The 20,399-nt window shown below is 58.7% G+C and carries 15 protein-coding genes; 9 read left to right on the forward strand and 6 right to left on the reverse strand.

Annotation, left to right across the window (positions count from 1 at the left end; all coding sequences use genetic code 11):
- Positions 1–33: 33 nt before the first annotated feature.
- The gene (locus tag AB4N44_RS03665; RefSeq protein WP_460110185.1) at positions 34–957 is read right to left on the reverse strand and encodes a carbon-nitrogen hydrolase family protein; all 924 of its coding nucleotides are present in this window, start codon (positions 955–957) and stop codon (positions 34–36) included.
- Between the two features lie 84 nt (positions 958–1,041).
- On the opposite strand from AB4N44_RS03665, the gene AB4N44_RS03670 reads away from it, so the two are divergent.
- Positions 1,042–1,950: a LysR family transcriptional regulator gene (locus AB4N44_RS03670; RefSeq protein ID WP_460110184.1), complete on the forward strand. Its 909-nt coding sequence runs from the start codon at positions 1,042–1,044 to the stop codon at positions 1,948–1,950.
- Positions 1,951–1,954: 4 nt separating this feature from the next.
- Here AB4N44_RS03670 and AB4N44_RS03675 read toward each other — a convergent pair whose 3' ends face one another.
- Entirely contained in the window at positions 1,955–2,209 is a 255-nt protein-coding gene (locus AB4N44_RS03675) for a hypothetical protein (RefSeq protein WP_007917411.1), read from the reverse strand.
- Positions 2,210–2,363: 154 nt separating this feature from the next.
- Between AB4N44_RS03675 and AB4N44_RS03680 the strand changes: the two genes are divergently transcribed.
- A complete protein-coding gene (locus AB4N44_RS03680) occupies positions 2,364–2,681 on the forward strand; it encodes an ElaB/YgaM/YqjD family protein (protein WP_016982860.1) in 318 nt (105 codons plus the stop codon).
- Between the two features lie 196 nt (positions 2,682–2,877).
- Here the strand turns inward: AB4N44_RS03680 and AB4N44_RS03685 are convergent, their stop codons facing one another.
- Entirely contained in the window at positions 2,878–3,918 is a 1,041-nt protein-coding gene (locus AB4N44_RS03685) for an Ldh family oxidoreductase (RefSeq protein WP_316916465.1), read from the reverse strand.
- Between the two features lie 234 nt (positions 3,919–4,152).
- On the opposite strand from AB4N44_RS03685, the gene AB4N44_RS03690 reads away from it, so the two are divergent.
- Positions 4,153–9,003, forward strand: a complete 4,851-nt coding sequence (locus AB4N44_RS03690; protein WP_460110182.1) for a dermonecrotic toxin domain-containing protein — start codon at positions 4,153–4,155, stop codon at positions 9,001–9,003.
- 64 nt (positions 9,004–9,067) lie between these two features.
- Here AB4N44_RS03690 and AB4N44_RS03695 read toward each other — a convergent pair whose 3' ends face one another.
- Complete coding sequence (locus AB4N44_RS03695) at positions 9,068–9,337, reverse strand: PepSY domain-containing protein (RefSeq protein ID WP_127927934.1); 270 nt, start codon at positions 9,335–9,337, stop codon at positions 9,068–9,070.
- A gap of 153 nt (positions 9,338–9,490) precedes the next feature.
- Here AB4N44_RS03695 and AB4N44_RS03700 point away from each other — a divergent pair, with 153 nt between their 5' ends.
- Positions 9,491–10,504 (forward strand): FecR family protein, encoded by a 1,014-nt coding sequence (locus AB4N44_RS03700; RefSeq protein WP_460110180.1) that lies wholly within the window; start codon positions 9,491–9,493, stop codon positions 10,502–10,504.
- Positions 10,505–10,560: 56 nt separating this feature from the next.
- Here the strand turns inward: AB4N44_RS03700 and pvdQ are convergent, their stop codons facing one another.
- Positions 10,561–12,906 carry a bifunctional acylase PvdQ gene (pvdQ, locus tag AB4N44_RS03705; RefSeq protein WP_460110178.1) on the reverse strand — a complete coding sequence of 782 codons (2,346 nt, stop codon included), beginning with the start codon at positions 12,904–12,906 and terminating at the stop codon, positions 10,561–10,563.
- 1,537 nt (positions 12,907–14,443) lie between these two features.
- Here pvdQ and AB4N44_RS03710 point away from each other — a divergent pair.
- Positions 14,444–14,821, forward strand: a complete 378-nt coding sequence (locus AB4N44_RS03710; protein ID WP_127927942.1) for a fe2+ zn2+ uptake regulation protein — start codon at positions 14,444–14,446, stop codon at positions 14,819–14,821.
- A gap of 18 nt (positions 14,822–14,839) precedes the next feature.
- On the opposite strand, the gene AB4N44_RS03715 is transcribed toward AB4N44_RS03710, so the two are convergent.
- Positions 14,840–15,028 carry a hypothetical protein gene (locus tag AB4N44_RS03715; protein ID WP_038363103.1) on the reverse strand — a complete coding sequence of 63 codons (189 nt, stop codon included), beginning with the start codon at positions 15,026–15,028 and terminating at the stop codon, positions 14,840–14,842.
- A gap of 158 nt (positions 15,029–15,186) precedes the next feature.
- Here AB4N44_RS03715 and AB4N44_RS03720 point away from each other — a divergent pair, with 158 nt between their 5' ends.
- From AB4N44_RS03720 to AB4N44_RS03735, 4 genes are all read left to right on the forward strand, one after another.
- Entirely contained in the window at positions 15,187–15,327 is a 141-nt protein-coding gene (locus AB4N44_RS03720; RefSeq protein WP_007918111.1) for a hypothetical protein, read from the forward strand.
- Positions 15,328–15,604: 277 nt separating this feature from the next.
- A complete protein-coding gene (locus AB4N44_RS03725) occupies positions 15,605–16,852 on the forward strand; it encodes an MFS transporter (RefSeq protein ID WP_460110176.1) in 1,248 nt (415 codons plus the stop codon).
- 12 nt (positions 16,853–16,864) lie between these two features.
- Positions 16,865–17,995: a LuxE/PaaK family acyltransferase gene (locus AB4N44_RS03730; RefSeq protein ID WP_460110174.1), complete on the forward strand. Its 1,131-nt coding sequence runs from the start codon at positions 16,865–16,867 to the stop codon at positions 17,993–17,995.
- 1 nt (position 17,996) lies between these two features.
- Entirely contained in the window at positions 17,997–20,393 is a 2,397-nt protein-coding gene (locus tag AB4N44_RS03735) for an acyl-CoA reductase (protein WP_460110172.1), read from the forward strand.
- Positions 20,394–20,399 lie beyond the last annotated feature (6 nt).

A 20,399-nucleotide genomic window follows, 5' to 3' on the forward strand; every position in this document is an offset into this window, starting at 1 on the left:
CTCACTCCTACAGGTTTTGTGTCAGCCAGTGGGTTATGTGTTGAATCGCACCCCGGGCTTGGCCCGTTCATCCACAGACAGCTCAAACACATCCGGCCGCGCATAGTGGCCGACCACATCGTAGTCATACCGCGCACGCACCAGTTCATCGGTGTCGATTTCAGCTGTCAGCAACCCCGCCTCGCCGCGCAACGGCCCCGCCAGCACATCGCCCATCGGCCCGACAATCACGCTGCCGCCAGCAATCAGCGGACGCTCCGCTGGCCAATTGGCGATTTCAACGCCCAACGCCTGAGGCGAAGCTTGCACCTGACACGCACTGACCACAAAGCAGCGGCCTTCATGGGCGATGTGGCGCATGCTGACTTGCCACATCTCGCGCTCATCGACGGTTGGTGCGCACCAGACTTCGATGCCTTTGGCGTACATCGCGGTGCGCAGCAGCGGCATCATGTTTTCCCAGCACACCACCGCGCCAAGCTTGCCGACCTGCGTGTCGAACACCGGCAACGTCGAGCCATCACCCTTGCCCCAAATCAGCCGCTCGGTGCCGGTGGGCATCAGCTTGCGGTGTTTGCCGACGAGCCCTGCCTGCAGATCGAAATACAGCGCCGTGCAATACAACGTGCTGCCAGCACGTTCAATCACACCGATTACCAGGTTCGCCCCGGTTCGTGCCGACAGTGCCGCCAGCGCTTCCGTTTCGGCGCCCGGCACATCGATCGCGTTGGCGAAGTATCGGGCATAGGCTTCGCGCCCTTCTGGCAGGCGATAACCCAGTTGCGTGCCGAACCCTTCACCTTTCGGATAGCCGCCCAGCAGCGCTTCCGGCATCACCACCAGCGCCGCGCCGGATTCGATGATCGCGCCTTCCCAACTCAGAATCTGTTCCAGGGTGGCGTTTTTGCCCTCGGGCAAGGCGCCGATTTGCAGCGCAGCAACAATTGATTTGGCCATCGCGATAACTCCGTCAGGTTCAGTGGTTGCCGATTCTGCGGCGCCACGCGATCATGAATAAAGCCCCGTTCGCTGCTAAATGATATGAGCCAAATGAATATCGCCACGGTCGACCTCAATCTGCTGAAAGTCTTTGAAGCCCTGCATGAAGAATCCAGCGCCAGCCGGGCAGCGCTGCGTCTGGGCGTCACACAATCGGCGGTCAGTGCGGCGCTGCGCCGGTTACGCGAGGTCTACGGCGATCAATTGTTCGTGCGCACCGGCCGCGGACTGGCACCGACGCTCAAAGCCAATCAACTGAAACCGGTGGTCAGCGAAGCGCTGAACAAGTGCCGGCAAAGCCTGGCCATGGTCGACCCGGCGGCCAACCAATACGAGGGCCGCTCGGTCACCGTAGGGCTGTCCGATGACTTCGAGATTGCCTACGGTCGCCGCCTGATCGAGGAAATTGCTCGCAGCGCACCGAAACTTCGACTGATCTTTCGTCAGACCCACAGCCAGATTGTCGCCAGCGCCCTGATGGAGCGCAGCATCGACCTGGCGATCACCGCCGGTGGTTTTGCCGAACGTTTGCTCAGTCGTCAGGTGTTGGGCGAAGGCGGCTATGCGTGCCTGGTCGATCCGGCGAGCCTGGCGCCCGGCCAGCAGCAGGTCGATCTTGAGGAGTTCGTCACCCGCGAGCACATTCTGGTGTCGTCCGGCGGTTTTATCGGGATTACCGATGAAGGTCTGGCGGCGCTGGGCCTGAGCCGACGGGTGTGCGCCTCGACCACGCATTTCGCCGCGCTGCCTTATCTGCTCAAGGGCAGTCGGGCGGTGGCGACGATTCCGGCGCATGCCGCCGAGAGCATCGCGGCACTCAGCGGCCTGGCGCTGCTGCCCTGCCCGCTGAAATTGCCGCGTTATCCGATCGAACTGGGCTGGCGCACCAGCGCGCAGATCGATCCGGTGGTGGTCAAGGTTCGCGAGGTGATTGCCGCGACCTTCACCTGAGGCATTACTTGTTGGCGGCCATCAGTCGATTGACTTCACTGCGCACCATGTTGGCGAACTCCGGCGGCGACATGCCGTCCAGTTCGGCGCGGACCCACTCGGCCCACTTGCCCTTGCGCTTGCCACGCTCGCCGAACAAACGCGCGGCTTCGCCTTTGGCCTTGCCGAGGTTGTTTTGCCAGAGTTCGAACAGACGGGACTTCTCGTCCTCCAGTGCGGCGCGCTCTGCGAGTGATTTGTCGGCCAGATTGAAACTCATCGGGAATTATCCTGCTGCATAAAATGGCGACATCTTACACGCTCGACGGAAATCTCCCGCGCAGGTTTTTCTTTCTGGCCTAAATTCAGTGCAACTTTTTGCTCAGCGCCACACTCCATTGATCACTGTCCATTCAACTGCAAGGAGTCACCCAATGGCCCGCAAATCCGCCGTGCAAGCCGCCGAAGATCAAATCAAGGATCAAGCCTTCAGCGAACTTCAGGCTCTGATCGAAGAGTCGGACAAACTGCTCAAGAGCAGCGCCTCACTGGTCGGCGAAGAAGCGGAAACGCTGCGCGGACAAATCGCCCTGAAACTGCAGCAGGCACTGGACTCGGTATCGAGCGTGCGTGATCGCACCAAACCGGCGGTCGATGCCACTGAAAGTTATATCGGCGGTCATCCGTGGCAGACTGTGGCAATCTCCGCGGGATTCGGTCTGGTGGTCGGCTTGTTGCTCGGCCGTCGCTGATTCAAACGCATACTAAAAAGGCGAACCCACTGGGTTCGCCTTTTTTCTGCCTGCCGTTTTTTCGCTATTCAGATCTTGAATTCAGCTTGGTATCCCACGTCGGCGTACCTCCCCCATTCACCCCGGTTCAGTCCCCTCTCCCTCTGGGCGGTCCGACGTTTCGGGAGGGCTAGGGTGAGGGGCCTTTGCTCTTTGCTCACACCCCCGCCAACTCGCGCAACTGCGCCAACGTCTGCGCCTCCAGCACAATGCCCTCAGCCAACGACTTACTACGCTGCCAATGCCGACGATCCCCCGGCAAACGCTTGAGCCCGACGCTGTGCATCTGCCGCACCAGTTCACCACTGCGTTCGGCAAAACCCTGCCCGGCGGCCTTGCTCGGGTCGATGACGATCAACAACTGTCCGGTCCACGGCGTTTTCGCCCCGGGATGATTGGACCAATCGAACTCGAAGGAAAAATTGCCTCCCGTCAATGCTGCAGCCAACAGCTCGACCATCATCGACAGCGCCGAACCTTTATGGCCACCGAACGGCAACAGCGCCCCGCCCTCAAGAATCGCTTTGGGATCCTGAGTCGGCTGACCGAGGCTGTCCACGCCCATCCCGGCCGGCAGCCGTTCGCCTTTGCGCGCAGCAATCTGCACGTCGCCATGGGCAATCGCGCTGGTGGCCAGATCGAAGACGATCGGTGCGGCGCCGGCCCGTGGCGCGGCGAAGGCAATCGGGTTGGTGCCGAACAGCGGCCGGTCGGCGCCGTGGGGCACCACGCAGGTCATGCTGTTGACCACGCTGAGCGCTACCAGACCTTCGTCAGCGAAAGGCTCGACATCCGGCCACAGTGCGGCGAAGTGATGAGAGTTGCGAATCGCCAGCACGGCGATCCCGGCGTGCCGCGCCTTTTCCACCAGCAGCGGCCGAGCGGCGGCCAATGCCGGCTGAGCGAAACCGTTACCGGCATCGACACGGACAAATCCCGAGGCAACATCTTCGACTTGCGGCACGGCGTGCCCGTTGACCCAGCCGCTGGCCAGGGTCGAGACATAACCGGGAATGCGGAAAACCCCGTGACTGTGGGCACCATCGCGCTCGGCGCCGGCGCAATTGGCGGCCAGCACTTGCGCGACTTCAGCGGAGGTGCCGTGGCGCAGAAAAATCGTTTCAAGCAGTTGCGTCAGCGCTTCGAGAGACAACGAGGACGAAACAGCAGAGGACACATGATCGTGTGGCGCAGACATCTGAAGCTCCAGAATGATTATTGGAGGGAACAACAGCGTATGGACGACTAGCTCACCGATTAACCATGGCTCAGCTGCCGGCTGTCAACCTTTCGATTGCTCAGCCATGACTGGCATCGCTGTCCTGGCACATTTCGACTCGGTGCGTGCGGTAACTATTTACCGCCAGTGCGCCCAGTCACGTCTCTATTCTTGCGCTCCCCGGCCCCAACGCCTCCGCTCCGAGTCTCGATGATGTCTACGCCCCTTGCTCCACTCCTGTTTCCGGATGTTCTCAAAGCTCCCGGCCAGCACGCTGACCTGGCTACCGCGCAGGGTCTCAACAGCAAAGATTTCAGCTGGCTTGCGCATGTGGAACTCGCGACTCACACGTTGCGCAGTGAACAAACCCCGCCGATGTTGGCCGAGCGCATTCTGCTTAACGCCGACAGGCAATTGGCGGTGCCGCTGGCCGGGAGTTTTACTCTCGGCGCCGGGCCGGATGATGGCGGTGTGTTCCTCTACACCCCCTATGACGGCCTGAAGAAATACAGCGATCAGCAAGCGCTGCTCGAAGCGTTGCAGACGCGCCTCGACAACGCTGACGAACAGGATGATCTATTGGCGTTCCTCAGCGTCTCGCTGCGCAAGGAACTGGTGGAAAAACGCGGAATCAGTCTGACCCTTGAAACGATCGAAGGAGACGTGTTCGAGGATCAAAAAGCGGCGATCAACACGTCACAGGATTTGTCCACGCGCGACCTGCTGGATGAGCTCAAACGTCTGCCTTCGCTCACCACCCTGCTGGAAAAGATTCTCGACGAACTGCTCGAACCTCACTTCGCGGGTCTGCAACAGTCACGCACCCGCGTCAGTTTTTTCGCCGACACCGCGCCCCTCTCCGGGGATGTACGGCAGTGGGTCGATTCGCTGTCGCTGAGTGAGGCACTGCTGCTGCACTTCCGCCGCCAGGGCTGGCCGCATGGTCAGACAGCCGAATTTTCCAATCCGGCTCGCTCCGGCTCAGATGTTGACCAGGCAATATGGGCGGATGCAATCAAGTCCGCCTCGGGAAAGCTGACCATGCTGTTGTTTCGACAGCTCGAGGTTTACTGGAATGCCGCCGCTTTTGAAGGTTCCCCCAGACGCACATTCTTCAGCCGGACGTTGCTCGATCAAGCACGTGCAGACTTACTGCTCAAGCGCGAAACCGACATCCTCGAGGCGAAGGAATTCGAAGCCCTTCACAGCTTGATACGTGAGCCGGACAGCGCCGTGCGGCGTCCGACCTTCGAAACGGTATGCCTGGGCGAAGAAACCACCTATGTCGAGTTGGCTGGATCGCTGATGATCAACCATGACAAGGCTTATCTCTACACCCCCACCCAAGGCGTGCAAGTACTCACCGACTACGCCGACCTGCGCCAAACGCTGATCGCCAAACTCAATGCCGCCGGACATGAAGACGAGCTGTACGGGCTCATGAACCTGGAGGAGCGCAATCGCTACCTGGGCTTCGCCAATGCTCAGGTGTCCGGCGAAAACATAGCCGGCGATATCATGGCAACACTGATGGAGGCGATTATCACCAAGCAACGGCAGAGCGTTGAATTCGCCTTGCAGCTGTTTCGCCAAAGCGAACGCCGTACTGACATTCATGCATTTTTCGATAAGGCGCTGGATATCCGTTCGATGATTCACGAGCGCTTGGTCAGGCTAGACGTCAATGAGCGCTGGAGCACCCGCCCGCTGTTCTCCAGCGCACCGCCCTCGTCATTGGTCCAGGCCGACAAAGCTGCGCAACTGGCGACAACGTTAGAACGAACACTGGAAAATCTCACCGACAACTTCAAGGGCCAGCCGACCGCGAGCAGCGCTGAACAACGGGTCTTTCTCGAAGGCATTCGATGGAAACTGGCGCAGGCTTTCGAGGATGGAGTGCGCGGTGAAGCGCACATGAGAAATCTCGGCGACTCCTGGCCTGCAGCGGAACGAAAAATCGTCGATACCGTATTCGACGCAAAACACGCAACACGCATGGACCGCCAGTCACTCAACGGTTTCCGGCCGGATGCGTGGGCGCTCAACCTCACTTGCGAGGGCCGGAGTGGCGTGCTGTCACTCGCTCACTGTGTGTTGCTGACCGAGCGCGGAGGCATGGACGTAGCGCACTCCGGGCGCGCCATCTTGTGGACGCCCGCCATCGGCCTGGAATCGTTCGACAACATAGCGATTGCGCAAAAACAATTGCAACAGCGCCTGAACGACAACAACCAGAGCCAGACGCTGCTGGAAAACCTGCCGAAGACGCAACATCGGCTGGATCAGCAATACACGCTGGGCACCTTTCAATTGATTGAAGGCAACGTGTTGAACGACCGTATGCAATCGGCCATTGACCACTATCTGGACCATTGCGAGGCGTTACGCGTTTGCATAAAGGATGAGGACTCACTCGCCGGTTTTCTCGACAAACTGAAAAACAAGGTCATCGAGACCAATCTGCGCCGGGCCGTTGAGCTTGCCAGGACTGTTGCCCGTCATCTCGATTTCCCCGATTGGCTGCGCATGGCCCCGGTCGCGGAACAGCGTACCCAGCTCGCACTGCTGGATGAGTTGCGCCGCTGCTTTATCGATGGCAAGGATTTTCTCGAGGGTGTGCCCGCGTTGGACAGCCACGTCGAGCAGACTTTGAAAACGCTGCTCGACAGCAGATTTCCGAACAACGGCCTCAAGCCACAAGACATCCGCATCACGCCGAATCTGACGCTGGCCGGTCCTGCCTGCAACCTGCTCGAATTTGCTCTGCACCACTACAACATTGTGCAGGGCACCGGGTTCAAGGTTGCCTCGAATACCACCGCAGGGTTGCCGGCAAAACTCAATCAGTCCGCCGTCCGCCAACTGCTGCAATCCCTCGATATCAGCACCACCTACACGCAGAAAGTGAGCGAGGCGCTGTCAGCTGACAGTGAGTCTGCGCGCACCAGCAAAGAGCGGTTTTTACGTCAGTTGCCCTGGCAGTTGATGCAGCATGCGCACGCGATGAAGTTGCAGCAACAATTGTCAGAAACCGGCTACGACTTCATTTGTCAGGTTCTGGACATGCCGGACGGAGTGGCGCGTGCAACGGTAGAGGGCGCTCACGCCATTGCCAGTCCACTGTCATTGATCAAGACCACGGGGGCTGACCTGGTCGATACCCTCGGGCTTTATCTCATCGGGCCCGGCGCGGGGCAGACAGGGCCACAGGTGCTCTATGCCCCCTACTCCAAATACGTTTTTCGTGAGTTCGAAAATGAAACGCAGTTGATCGATGCATTGAATACACCGGGACATTTCCAGGACCTGATCATCCGGCGCCTGCCCGCCGGCGAGCAGTCCGCGTTCAAAAACCTGCTGAAAACGACGATCGGCAAAACCAGTGAAATCAAACTGCAAAGTACGCCCATCTCCGGCAATGTGCTGGAGCGGCTGCACAAGGATACGCTCAGCCTTTTGCCGCAATTACTCGGTTGCCAATCGCAGATCAATGCGCAAGCGGACTGGGAAGCGGCAAAGTTTCTATTCAGTCACGGTGTCCGTCTGGTTCCGCACGTTTTGCCGGGGAAACTCGCTTCCCTGTTTTTTCTTTGGAAAAGCTACGAGGATTTCAAGGAGTCTGCCGAGGAGCTTCAGCAACATCATTGGGCAAATGCCTTGAAAAGCTTTATCTCGGGGGCGATTTCCCTGTTCAGTCTGGGTCGTTTTTCCTGGGAAACAGCGGCGGAAAGTGAAACGGCCGAATTTGCTGTCCAGGCGCAGGCTAGCGACGCAAACGCGGCAGCCACGGCCCCGCCGCTCTGGTCGAAAGTCCCACCAGCTACGCCCTCCCGCGTTAATCTGCAGCCCTTTGAAACCACCACAGCGCTGGAAAACTTCAAGCTTGAAACCAATAAACTTGTCTATGGCAGTTCGTCGAGCACGCAAAAGTTTGCGGCGATCGCTGGCAAGGTCTACCCGGTGGTCAAGGATGAAAAGGTCTGGTATTTGAGCAAGAAAGACGGCGGACAAGGACCAACCCTTGAACAGAAAAACTCAAGGCTGGTACTGGCACCCGCGGGTCAGCCTGTTCATCGCTGTCGATCCAAACGCAACCGTGTGCAAGCTGACGTTGAACGCAGCCGTTCGATACTCATGTATATCCAGGCTCAAGGGATGGCACAAATCAATCGGCGCTATCCGGCCAGAGCCTTCGTGATCCAGCAAGCTGTCGCTCGGGCAAGAGAATACGCGCTGAATTGTCTGCATAACTTCGTCATACATCGCGACAATCTGGGCGGCACTCGCGTGGAAGCCGTACTCAGAAATTTTTTCGACGTGTTACAAGTCACGCCCACGCTGCTCAGAAAAGTAGAACAGGTGATAATCCCCATCTGCCGCGAGCTGACGGACCCAGCAGATGATCTGCTCTATACGGAGCGCTTTTTCGCTGGTTTGAATGCGCGTTATGGCGACGATACGGTTGCATTTGTCTTCAAACAAGACCGGCGAAAGATAGTCCACCTGACCGAGCTTTTCTTTAATCCGCGCCTGGATCCCTACACCGCTTTCCTGCCTCCCAGATTCAATGTTGACTCCCATGCTCGCGCGGTCACGCTGATCCACGAGCTTTCTCATTTGGTTTGCGATGCCGAAGACTTCGACTTCGTGGAGGCGATGAGTCCATACCCTGACCTTATAAACACGACAACCGCTGAAGGAGCGGCTCTCCAAGCGGGTCTGGAGCGTGAGCGCAAATCCTTGTCCCGCTCTGCTGCGCCTACGCGCTTGTTTGCGGAGAAGAGCAAGAATGGGGTGTGGGTAGACATGGACCAGGTACCAGCACGGGCCGAAGATTACAAAAAAATTCTCAAACTGACCAAAACCAGAAACCTTGCAGATGCACGTAAAGCCTTCCGCGATCCAGTCTCTGCCGACGCACGCATCGAGGTGAAAATGGCCAACGCTGACTCGATCGCACTGTTCATCAGCGAACTGGGCAGGGTGCTGGACCCTCCTCCGGCCCCGATACCTTTACCGGCGCCAGGCTCAAGCCAGACAGGATCCTCGCCAGCATTGCCGTAACAACCGCAACAGACATACGCCGGCTTGCAGCCGGCGTATGTTTTACAACGCGTAACCAGGGTGGTTAATCCTTCTGATCCCGCAATACATTGCCTGAAGCGCCGTCGATGCGGAACTCGTAGACAACACCGTCAGCCTTGCGCCCTTCGCCTTTCCAATAGCCATTGTTGTCGGCTTCGATCTCATAGACCTCGACATAACCGGCCTTGGTCTTGACGATCTCGATGGCTTTTTCGATGGTGATCCAGCCTGCGCCCGGCCGATCGGCCAGCGCTGCGCCTGCGCTCAGCAAGCCGGCAGTGGCAATTAGCGCTGCGATTGTCTTTTTGATCATTTTTTCACTCCATTTATGGATAGTAGTCGTTTGCATCCTGCTTTTTTGGGTGCCGGAGCGAAAAATAAGTTCCACTTTGATGGGCAATTGCCATGACGAATGTTCTCGGTAACTTCCCGACAAGGTTAGAATGTGCGAAATCAGGACGAGTCAATGACCCAAGACACTCTCTCGGAAGCCGAATACGATGCGATCACCGATGCCGCCGCGCATTGGTGCATGCGTGTGCACGCCGCCGACTGCACCGATGAAGATCGTCGCGCATTCAAGCAATGGCACGACGCCCATCCGCTGCACGCGTTCGAATATGAAGCCATGCTGGAAATCTGGAACGTGGCCGAACATTTGCCACGCCCCGCATCGGCCACCGCCCTCCCGGCGCACGGGCCAGTGCAGCAGCCTTCGAGCTCGTGGCGCCAGTTTGCTGTAGCAGCAGGCGTGTGTGCGCTTGCTCTGCCATTGGCAGCCTACACCGGCTGGAACCTGGGCTGGCTGCCCGACAGTTATGAGCATTTTACCGCCACCGATAATGTCCGGCAGGTGACGTTGGGCGATGGCAGCCAACTCGAACTGAACCTCAACACCGATCTGACCTTCAGCAACTACAAGGACGAACGCCGCGTTACCCTGAAAAAAGGCGAGGCGTTCTTTACGGTCAGCCACGACATGTCCCACCCGTTTGTCGTCCGTGCAGGCGAAGGCAAAATTCGCGTCACGGGCACGCGTTTCAATGTCTGGATGTATCAGGATCAAGTGCGCGTGAACCTGATCGAAGGCTCCGTGCTGGTCACCAGCGATCGCTCATTGCCGGGCGATGGCCTGCGCCTCGGTCCATCGATGCAGGCGCGCTACAAACACGGCGACTACATACCGCAGATCAGCCAGACCTACTCCGGTGACACGTCACTGGCCTGGCGCAACGGCAAACTGGTGCTGGACAACCTGGCGCTGAGCGAGGCCCTGCCACTGATCAATCGCTATCTGAACAATCCTTTGGAACTGGCTGACAACAGTACCGGTTCGATTCGTGTCGGTGGCATCTACAACATCAAAGAGCTGAACAACCTGGCCAACAGCCTGCCCAAGGTACTGCCGGTCTACCTGAGCCGTAACAAGGAAGGTAACCCGGTGATCAACTCGATACCGCAACAACCGCCAAAAAGCTGAAGGCCGCACCCTTTGCAGGATGCGGCCTTCAGGCTTGATGCCATTAATGCTCGGGCTTACTGAGCGGCGACTTTCCCCGCCTTGTCCAACGCCTCGCGAACAGTCTGCACCTGGTATTGCGGGTCAGCCTGAATCTGCTGCTCGGTAAACGGCAGCACACTCCACTGTTTCTTCGAGAACGCCTCGGTCTGATCCCGCGAATACTTCGACGCCGGATCGCTCGACAGCGAGAACGCCAGCAGCCCTTGGGCGTGCGGGCCCTTCTCATCGAAGGTCACGACTTGCAGGTAGCTGGTACCGCTGACCACTTCAAGTTTGCCGTCTTCACGCGGCACGCTCTGAATGGCGTTGTAAATTCCCAGCGTACCCGGGCCGCCGTGAATCGGCGTCTGTTTCCCGCCACTGCTGACCACCTGGATGTCACCCCAGCGGGTTTGCGGCTTCAAACCCATTTTCTGGCTCAACTCGACCGACGCCAACATGGCTTCACGCAGCGCCTTGGCCACCGCCGGCTGCTCGACCGCCAGTCCACGTGGCGTGTGTTGCGCATCTTCAGGATCGAACGCCACGCGCCAGACGTCCGGCGAAGCCTGCAGCGCCTGCATGATGGTCTGGAAATGCACCAGGCCCAGGCCTGAATCCAGATTGGCGCGGCCATCCCATGCCTTGAGGCTGACGCAAACCGGCTTAAGCGCCTGCGCGTCGGTGCCAAGGTCTGAGGCACAGAACTTCAGCAGATCCGGGATCACCTGAGTCGCCAGGTACACCTGATCGTCCATCACCATTTGTTGCAGATCCTTCACCGCCAGCGGGCCTTTCTTGCTCAGCGTGCCCAAACGATCCAGCGCAAACCGCGAGCGCAAGCCCAGCGGCTGGCCGTCCTGACTGATCAGTGGCGAGAAACCGGTGAGCGGTTGCGCCGGGTTGGCCAGCCACGCCGAGTCGTTGGAGTGCTGGACGAAGTCCTTGCGCAGCAGTTGCGGTAATTGGCTGGAGGCATAAATGCCCTTCTGCGCAGCTTGTGGGTCAATGTCCCACGCGCAGGCACTGTTGGAGCCGTCCAGCACGATCATTTTTGTGCCGATACGCGGATCACTGCACTTGGCCAGTTTCTCGGCGTTGACGTTCGGCACTACTGACAAGTTCATATACAGCGTCTGGCCTTTGTCATCGACGGCCAGGGTGTTGACCCACGGAATACCCTGAATCTTGTGCACCGAATCCTGCAGCTCCTGAAGCGTGGACGCCTGATTCATCGCGTACCACTGATTCAGCACCCGATCATTGTCGAGGTTGGCATCGCGCAGGCTGTAGGCGAACCGATTGTCCCAGTCGAGCTTGCCCGGCCATTGCACAATCGGCCCGAACTGCGAGCTGTAGATATCCCGCGAAACCGGCACCACTTGCCCGTCAGCCTGTTTCACCTGCACGGTGACGGTCTGTTTGTTCAACGGCAGAGATTTGCCATCGAGCAGATAGCGTGTGGAATCCTTCGGATCGAGTTGCAGCCGATACAACGTGAAGTGTTTCGACGAGTCGACCGTGTGCGTCCAGGCCAGATGCTGATTGAAGCCGATATTGATCATCGGCAAGCCTGGCAAGGCAGCGCCCATGACATCGAGTTTGCCCGGAATGGTCAGGTGCATCTGATAGAAGCGCATACCGCCAACCCAAGGAAAATGCGGGTTGGCCAGCAACATCCCGCGCCCGTTGAACGAGCGCTCACTGCCCACCGCGACAGCGTTACTGCCTCGATCAAGTGCAAAGCGCTGCTGACGCGCATCGGCCAACTGATAAGCCTGCACGTTGTGTTCGATCCCGGCTGTCGCTTGCGGCGGCGTGGCGCCGGCCAAAGCCTCGGCAAACTGCCCAACGCCGCCCTCGACCAACAGACGGCGGGTCAGCTTCACCAGATCTTCCGGTGCGATCTCACGCACCCACTCACCCTGACACCGTTGCGGCAAACCTTGCTGGCGACGCTCGGCCAGATAACGGTTGTAACCGGCGGTATAGCCTTCGACCAGATCACGCACCTGCGCAGGTTGCGCCTGCCAGAATGCCTTGACCGCTTCAGGCGTATTGAGCCAGGTAAAGAACACATCGCTGACCCGGTTTTCGCGCTGCTCGACGGTGAACTGATCCGGGCCGAAGTAACGGGAACGCTGGCCATTGACCGTCACAATCTCGTTGGCCAACAGGCACAGATTGTCCTGCGCATAGGCATAACCGATACCGAACCCAAGCCCACGCTCGTCCTGCGCACGAATATGCGGCACGCCAAAAGCAGTACGGCGAATATCGGCGCTGATATCCGTGGCCGGGCTGAACGCATGAGCCGAACAACTCAGCCCAAAAACCACGCCGGCCAAGGTCAGTCCGGTTAACTGTCTGGAAATAATCACGCTCGCTCCTGATCGACATGCCAAAGAGCGCATCCGGCGTTAACACGGACCCGCCCTGGAAACACCCACGCGTCCACGCGCAATGAGCCTGTCGAAGAAACGAAGTCAAAGAAAAAAATTTAGACCCTCCAAACGATCCCCCAAACGCAAAATCAAAAGCCCCTCACCCTAGCCCTCTCCCAAAGGGAGAGGGAACTGATCGAGGTGATTGCCAGAGCTACGCCGACCTGAAATACCGAGTTGAACTCAATGAACCAGATCAAAAGCCCCTCACCCTAGCCCTCTCCCGGAGGGAGAGGGCACTGATCGAGGTGACTGCCAGAGCTACGCCGACCTGAAATACCGAGTTGAACTCAATGAACCAGATCAAAAGCCCCTCACCCTAGCCCTCTCCCAGAGGGAGAGGGCACTGATCGAGGTGACTGCCAGAGCTACGCCGACCTGAAATACCAAGTTGAACTCAATGAACCAGATCAAAAGCCCCTCACCCTAGCCCTCTCCCGGAGGGAGAGGGAACTGATCGAGGTGATTGCCAGAGCTACGCCGACCTGAAATACCGAGTTGAACTCAATGAACCAGATCAAAAGCCCCTCACCCTAGCCCTCTCCCGGAGGGAGAGGGCACTGATCGAGGTGACTGCCAGAGCTACGCCGACCTGAAATACCCAGTTGAACTCAATGAACCAGATCAAAAGCCCCTCACCCTAGCCCTCTCCCGGAGGGAGAGGGAACTGATCGAGGTGATTGCCAGAACTACGCCGACCTGAAATACCGAGTTGAACTCAATGAACCAGATCAAAAGCCCCTCACCCTAGCCCTCTCCCGGAGGGAGAGGGAACTGATCGAGGTGACTGCCAGAGCTACGCCGACCTGAAATACCAAGTTGAACTCAATGAACCAGATCAAAAGCCCCTCACCCTAGCCCTCTCCCGGAGGGAGAGGGAACTGATCGAGGTGATTGCCAGAGCTACGCCGACCTGAAATACCAAGTTGAACTCAATGAACCAGATCAAAAGCCCCTCACCCGCTCCTAACCACTCAACAGGATGAGCGTTAGCTCGGCTGCAGCTTTTGATCTGCCGGCCCCTTCGGCAGGCTGAGTGGAGGGATTTATCCGGGGGTGGGAGCACAGCGACCGTTCGACGAAGTCGAACACATCGAGAGGAGGTGCAGCGAAGCAAACCGTAGGCGATGCCCCCGGATAGATCCCGGAATGAAGGAACCCGAGCCACGGCGAGGGCCGAACGCCGGGGCCCAGACCTTTGGTTCCTTTGGGGCGTTTGCCAAAGGGACTCGCTGTAAGAGCGAAACCGCCAGCGGCAACACCCATAACAACGGATATTCACCCAAACCCCCAAGAGCATGGTCGGCCCAAAGGCCGCCAAGCCCAACGCAACTTCAAGCCACAATCACAAGAAAAAGACAAACCCCCGACAAATTTTCTACATTTTTTCTTTCATGATTTGTCGTGCTGATACGTCTTGTCTTAGAGAGCGCAAAAAAACCATCCCGATCAGGCTCTGAAAAGGAGTAATCGCATGTACAACTCGCAACTACCAACGGACGGTAGCCAGGCACCCAAAGGAGTTTCCATGAGCCCCCACGCGAGCGATTTCGGGCAACGCGTCGAGCGTCACGGCAACGAACGCATCCGGCTGCTGCTGAAAAGTTTCGGCCTGCGCACCAGCCTGATTCGTCTGAAAGTCATCGACGCCCTGCTGGTTGCCGCACAAAGCGAGCGACGTCTGGGCGTGCGCGGTGTCCACAGCCAATTGCTGGATCTGGATATTCCGCTGTCCTTCCTCAGTGTGCGCGAAGTGCTCAAACGGCTGTGCGCCGAAGGTGTGATCACCTTCAATGATGACAAGAGCTACAGCCTGCATCCACAGGCTGCGGCCGTCCTCAACAACGATTGAAGCGTGCGGCAAACGCCGTCAAGGCTTGACCTTGCGGCGCATCACGCCGTTGATCACCACCACGATCACCGCTACACCGATGGCGACGAACTGGAATGTCTTCTCCGAAATCATTCCGGCGTTTTGCAGCCAGGACAGGCCAAGCATGATCGCCAGCACCGAAACGGCAATCAGAATCGAATAAATCAAGCGTTGCTTGTGGGTCATTGCGGCTTCCTGAAACGTTGAAATGTATCTGCTTTGTATCCGCTTGCATGCCATGCACTTACCGTTCTACGGGGATGCATCGTGGCAATCGGGGTCTCATGTTACAGCCGATGAAGAGTTTTGGCTTCATGACGGCGTAACCATGAGGAACTTTCAAAATGCTGCGTCGAATCACCTGGCTGATTCCCGTTCTTGCCCTGCTGACCCTGAGTGGCTGCATCATCTTCCCCCACGGTGGCTGGCATGACGATCACCACCGTTACTACCAGGGTGGCCCTGGCTACTACCAACATCGATAGAACAGGATTGTTCGCCCTGCCCGCTTGCCGATAAGCAGATGGCGGCAGGAAATCAACAAGTCCGATCAACTTCAAACAAAGCCCGCCCCGTTGCGGGCTTTTCTGTTTTTGCCGCCGGGTCTGCCACGCTGTCGTAACTAGCGCTTAGCGGCAACTCGGAACCCACAAAACAAGTTGCAAGCATTTGAAATCTAATGTCGCAGCAAAAAAATAGGCCATGCAAGCCCCTGCAACTAGTCTCTGGCAACTTTCCTTTCACTCACTAACAGGGACGTTTATGCAGAGAACACTGATACAAATCGGGCCGCGACAAGTGCTCGGATTTTGTTTTGCGCTAAGCGCTTTTGAACTTCTGACGTATATGGCCAGCGACTTGATCATGCCGGCCATGCTGAGCGTGACAACTGATCTTCAGGCCGATGTGCGGCATGTTCCCAACGCCTTCAACCTTTATCTGATTGGCGGTATCTGCCTGCAATGGCTGATCGGGCCATTGTCCGATCAATGGGGGCGACGGCGGGTATTGCTGAGCGGTTGCGCATTGTTCGCAATGGCCTGCGCCGCTGCGTTTTTCACGAAGAGTATTGAAGCCTTCAATCTACTGAGACTGCTGCAAGGCATGGGCTTGGGTTTTGTGGTCGCGGTCAGTTACCCGGCCCTTCAAGAGGTCTTCTGCGAGGCCGATGCGGTGCGCTTGATGGCGCTGCTCGGCAACATCGCCCTGCTGTCACCGCTGGTGGGGCCGCTGCTGGGCATTCTGTTGTTGCAATGGTTGTCCTGGCGCGAACTGTTCCTGGGCCTGGGCCTTGTATCGTCGCTGGTCTGGCTGGGACTGTTCGTCTACATGCCGGAAACGGTCGGGGTTACGCGCCGCGATGGACAGCTGCAACCCGCGGTGCGTTTTTCCTGGCGCCAGACCTGCCAGCGCTACCGCGTCTTGTTCGGCAATGGCCGATTCCTCGCTGCCTGCCTCGCGCTCGGGCTGATGAGCTTGCCATTGATCGCCTGGATCGGCCTGTCACCGTTGCTGCTGATGCAGTTGCTCGGGCTGTCGCCGGTTGAATATGGCTTGTGGCAGATTCCGGTTTTTTCTGCAGTGATCGCCGGCAACCTGATCCTCGACCGCTTGCTCGCGACTCACTCTTTGCCCCAGCTGATCCGCTTGGCGCTCTGGCCTTTTTGTCTGGGGCTGCTGGCGCTGATCGGCAGCGCGCTGTCTGGCGCTGGCCTGGGCCCGGTGGTCGCCAGCCTGGCGCTGTACGCCGTCGGCCTGGGCATGAGCAATGCCGCACTCTATCGGCTGGCGTTATTTACCAGCGATGACAGCAAAGGCCTGGTCTCGGCGCTGGTCGGCATGATTTCGATTGCCGTGATGGGTGTCGGCGGTTTGCTGATTGCTGCCCTCGGCGGTGGCGCACGCCTCGAACTCTTCGCGCTCTTCGCCGCGTTCAGCGGCCTGTTGAGCCTGCCGTTGGTGCAGGGATTATTAAAAGGCTTACACGCCGATTCCACCGCCGCTCAATAAAGGAATATTGAAATGAATCAGTTTCCCGCCAGCGATGCGCTCTGCGCGTTGCCACACCCCTATTGCCCGGACTCGGTGCCTGCGGGCCTGTTCGATCGGGCCATGACCGAGATCAGTCGATACCATTGCCAGCACACTCCCGGTTACGCCCATTGGCTGAATGCCAACGGTCTCGACGTGGAAGAGCTCGACGCCCTGCAAGACTGGTCAAAACTGCCACCGATTCTGGCCAACTTTTTCAAACAGCAACTGTTGCTCAGCCCGACCGGGGAGAACGCCCTGGAACTGACATCGTCCGGCACCAGTGGGCAGAAAAGTCGCATGCGTTATGACCCGCGCAGTCTGTCCGGCGCGCAATTCATGGTCGAACGAATCTTTAGCCATTACGGCTGGAACTCCGCCGATACGCCGTGCAACTACCTGCTGCTGAGCTATGAGCCGCAGGGCGCCATCACGCTGGGGACGTCATACACCGACCAGTTCCTCTGCCGGTTTGCCCCGGTCAATCGCGTCGCCTACGCCTTGCGCTGCACCGGTGACAGCCACCAGTTCGATCTGTTCGGGGTCATCGCGACCCTGCAATCGTTCGCCGAAGAAGGCTTGCCGGTGCGCATTTTCGGCTTCCCGGCATTCCTTTGGCAGACCTTGCAGCATATGCAGGCTAACGGCGTGCCTGAGCTGAAGCTGCCGGACGATTCGCTGGTGTTTTTTGGCGGCGGCTGGAAAACCCGCAGCAGCGAGGAAATCCCCAAACTTCAACTGTACGGGCGCATCTCCCGGCAACTCGGCATCCCGACAGCGCGCTGTCGAGACGGGTACGGTGCGGTCGAGCACGCGGTGCCTTACATCGAATGTGCCCACCATCATTTTCACGTTCCGGTTTACGCCAAAGCGTACGTGCGCAATCCGCTGGATTTCTCCGTGCAGCCCTACGGCCAGCAAGGCTTGCTGGGATTCGTCTCACCCTACATTTCATCCAGCCCGGCGCACGCGGTAGTGATGAGCGATCTGGCAACGCTGCACCCCGGCGCAAGTTGTGGCTGTGGCCTTGCCTGTGACTGGTTCGAACTGCATGGCCGCGCGGGCACCACTGCCGGCAGAAGCTGCGCTATGGCCGCTGCGCAATTACTGGGGAGTCACTGACATGTACCTGATCAACGGAGAACTGCACGCGGACGTCGACCTCGACAATGCACTGGCACTGCTGCATCAGACCTTGCCGCAACACCTGAACACGCCGCTGGACAGCGCCACCGTACTGACCGCAACCGCCAACTTTGCCCAACATCTGCGCAGCGCCGAGTTGCCGCTGGATGACGCGCAACGCCTGGCGCTGATCGACTTCTGCCAGCCTCGCACTCTGCAAACCAAGCTTGAAAGAGAATTGGGCGATCAAGCCGCAACCCTGCGGCGTCTCGATTATCGGCAATCGCACTTTGAACGCTGGAGTCCGCTGGGTCTGGTGGTCCATGTCACACCGGCAAACGCGCCACTGCTGGCGTGCTGCGCGATGATCGAAAGCCTCTTGGCCGGCAACATCAATTGGCTGCGTCCCAGCCGCAGCGACCACGGTTTGACGGCGCGTGTGCTGCACGCGTTAGTGCAATGCGACCCCAGCGATCAGCTGCGCTATCACGTCGCCGTGCTGCCGGTGGCAACCGAGCAGATCGGTCGTTTGTGCAAAATGGCCAACGGCGTATCGGCGTGGGGTGGCGAAGCGGCGCTGCAAGCGATCCGCCAACAGCTGCCACCCGGTTGTCGCTGGATTGACTGGGGGCACCGCATCAGTTTTGCCTATCTGACGCCGGACGCAGCCTCGCCGCAGGCACTGGAGGCGATCGTCGATGAGGTTTGTCGACTGGATCAACAGGCCTGCTCCAGCCCGCAGTGGCTATTGGTCGATAGCGATGATCCCATCGTTCTTGAGGACATCGGCTGCGCATTGGCCAAAGCGTTCGAGCGGCGTGCCGAGCACTGGCCGGCGCTGGTCCCGACGGTGCAGGAAGCCAGCGAAATCAGCAGCCACGGCATGATGACGCGTTTGAGCAGGAGTTTTTCCGGAGTCACGGCGCAGGTCTGGAGTGCGCCGGGCTGGCGCGTTGTCTGGAGCCACAATGAGATGCTCGCGCCCTCGCCGCTGTTTCGCACGCTGCTGCTCAAGCCGCTGCCACGCGAGCGCCTGTCGCAAACCCTGCTGCCTTGGCGCAACGTGTTGCAGAGCTGTGCGTTGGTGTGCAGCGAAGCACAGATCGCAGAACTGTCGCGGACACTGATTGCGGCGGGCGTCAGCCGAATTGCACCGATCGAGGCGATCCATGACGGCTATGACGGCGAACCCCACGACGGCGTTTACGCGCTGCAACGCCTGAGCCGCCGTGTGTCGGTGAGCGTCGCGGCGACGCAACTGCCCAGCCACATGACCCTTGATCGAACACCTTGTGCGCTGCACCCGACGAACGTGCCGATCACCGACAAAGAAGCGTTTATCGCACGACCGACGACAGCGGCGGCGCAGCTGTTTTTCCGCTCCGGCGGCAGCAGCGGCACACCGGCGTTGTCGGGATTCAGTTACCACGATTTTCAACGGCAAATGCAGGCGACAGCCGACGGGTTGTTCGCGGCGGGGCTCGATCCGGCCCGCGACAAGGTGATGAACCTGTTTTTCAGTGGCGGTTTGTATGGCGGCTTTTTCAGTTTTGCCAAAGTCCTCGAACTGCTGGGCGCCACCCACCTGCCCATGGGCGCCCCCGCCGATGATGACTACAGCGATATTGCACAAGTAATCATCGAGCAGCGTGTGACTGTATTGATCGGCATGCCCAGCACCCTGCATCGCTTGTTCCTCAACGAACAGCAGCGTCTGAGCCGTTATGGCGCGATTGAAAAAGTGTTTCTCGGTGGTGAACACATCAGTGATCAGTGTCGTGAGCTATTGCAACGCTGCGGCGTCTCCAGCATTCGCTCGGCGGTGTACGGCAGTGTCGATGCGGGGCCATTCGGGCATGCCTGCGTCGCCACCGGCGATGGTGTGTTTCATCTGATGGACACCATCCAGCATCTGGAAATCGTTGCCCTGGAGGAGGACGTTCCGGTCGCCGACAATGAAATTGGCCGCTTGCTGTTCACCTCGAAAGCACGCGAGGGCCAACGGGTGCAACGTTATGAAGTCGGCGATACCGGTCGATGGCTGCACGGCGCCTGCGCATGCGGACTGAATTCGCCGCGCTTCGAACTGCTGCAACGGCACGGCCGACTGTTGCGCATCGGCACCGATTTCATTTGCCTGAATGAACTCGCCAGGCACCTGCAAGCACCGTTTCAGTTGCACCTCGATCACGCCCCTGATGGTCTGGAGCGCTTGCTGATTCGCAGCTCCGGCGAGCCTGCCGACATCCTCGGCCGACTGCTGAACTACTCGACGCTGGCCGTTCTGCAGCGCACCGGACTGCTCACGGTTGAAGCGCAAACCTGCGAGCCGCAGCAGTTCTGCAGAAACCGACACAGCGGAAAAATCCCGTCAGTCATCGACGCGCGCCGTTAAGAGCAC

The sequence above is a fragment of the Pseudomonas sp. S3_C06 genome (genome assembly GCF_054667675.1).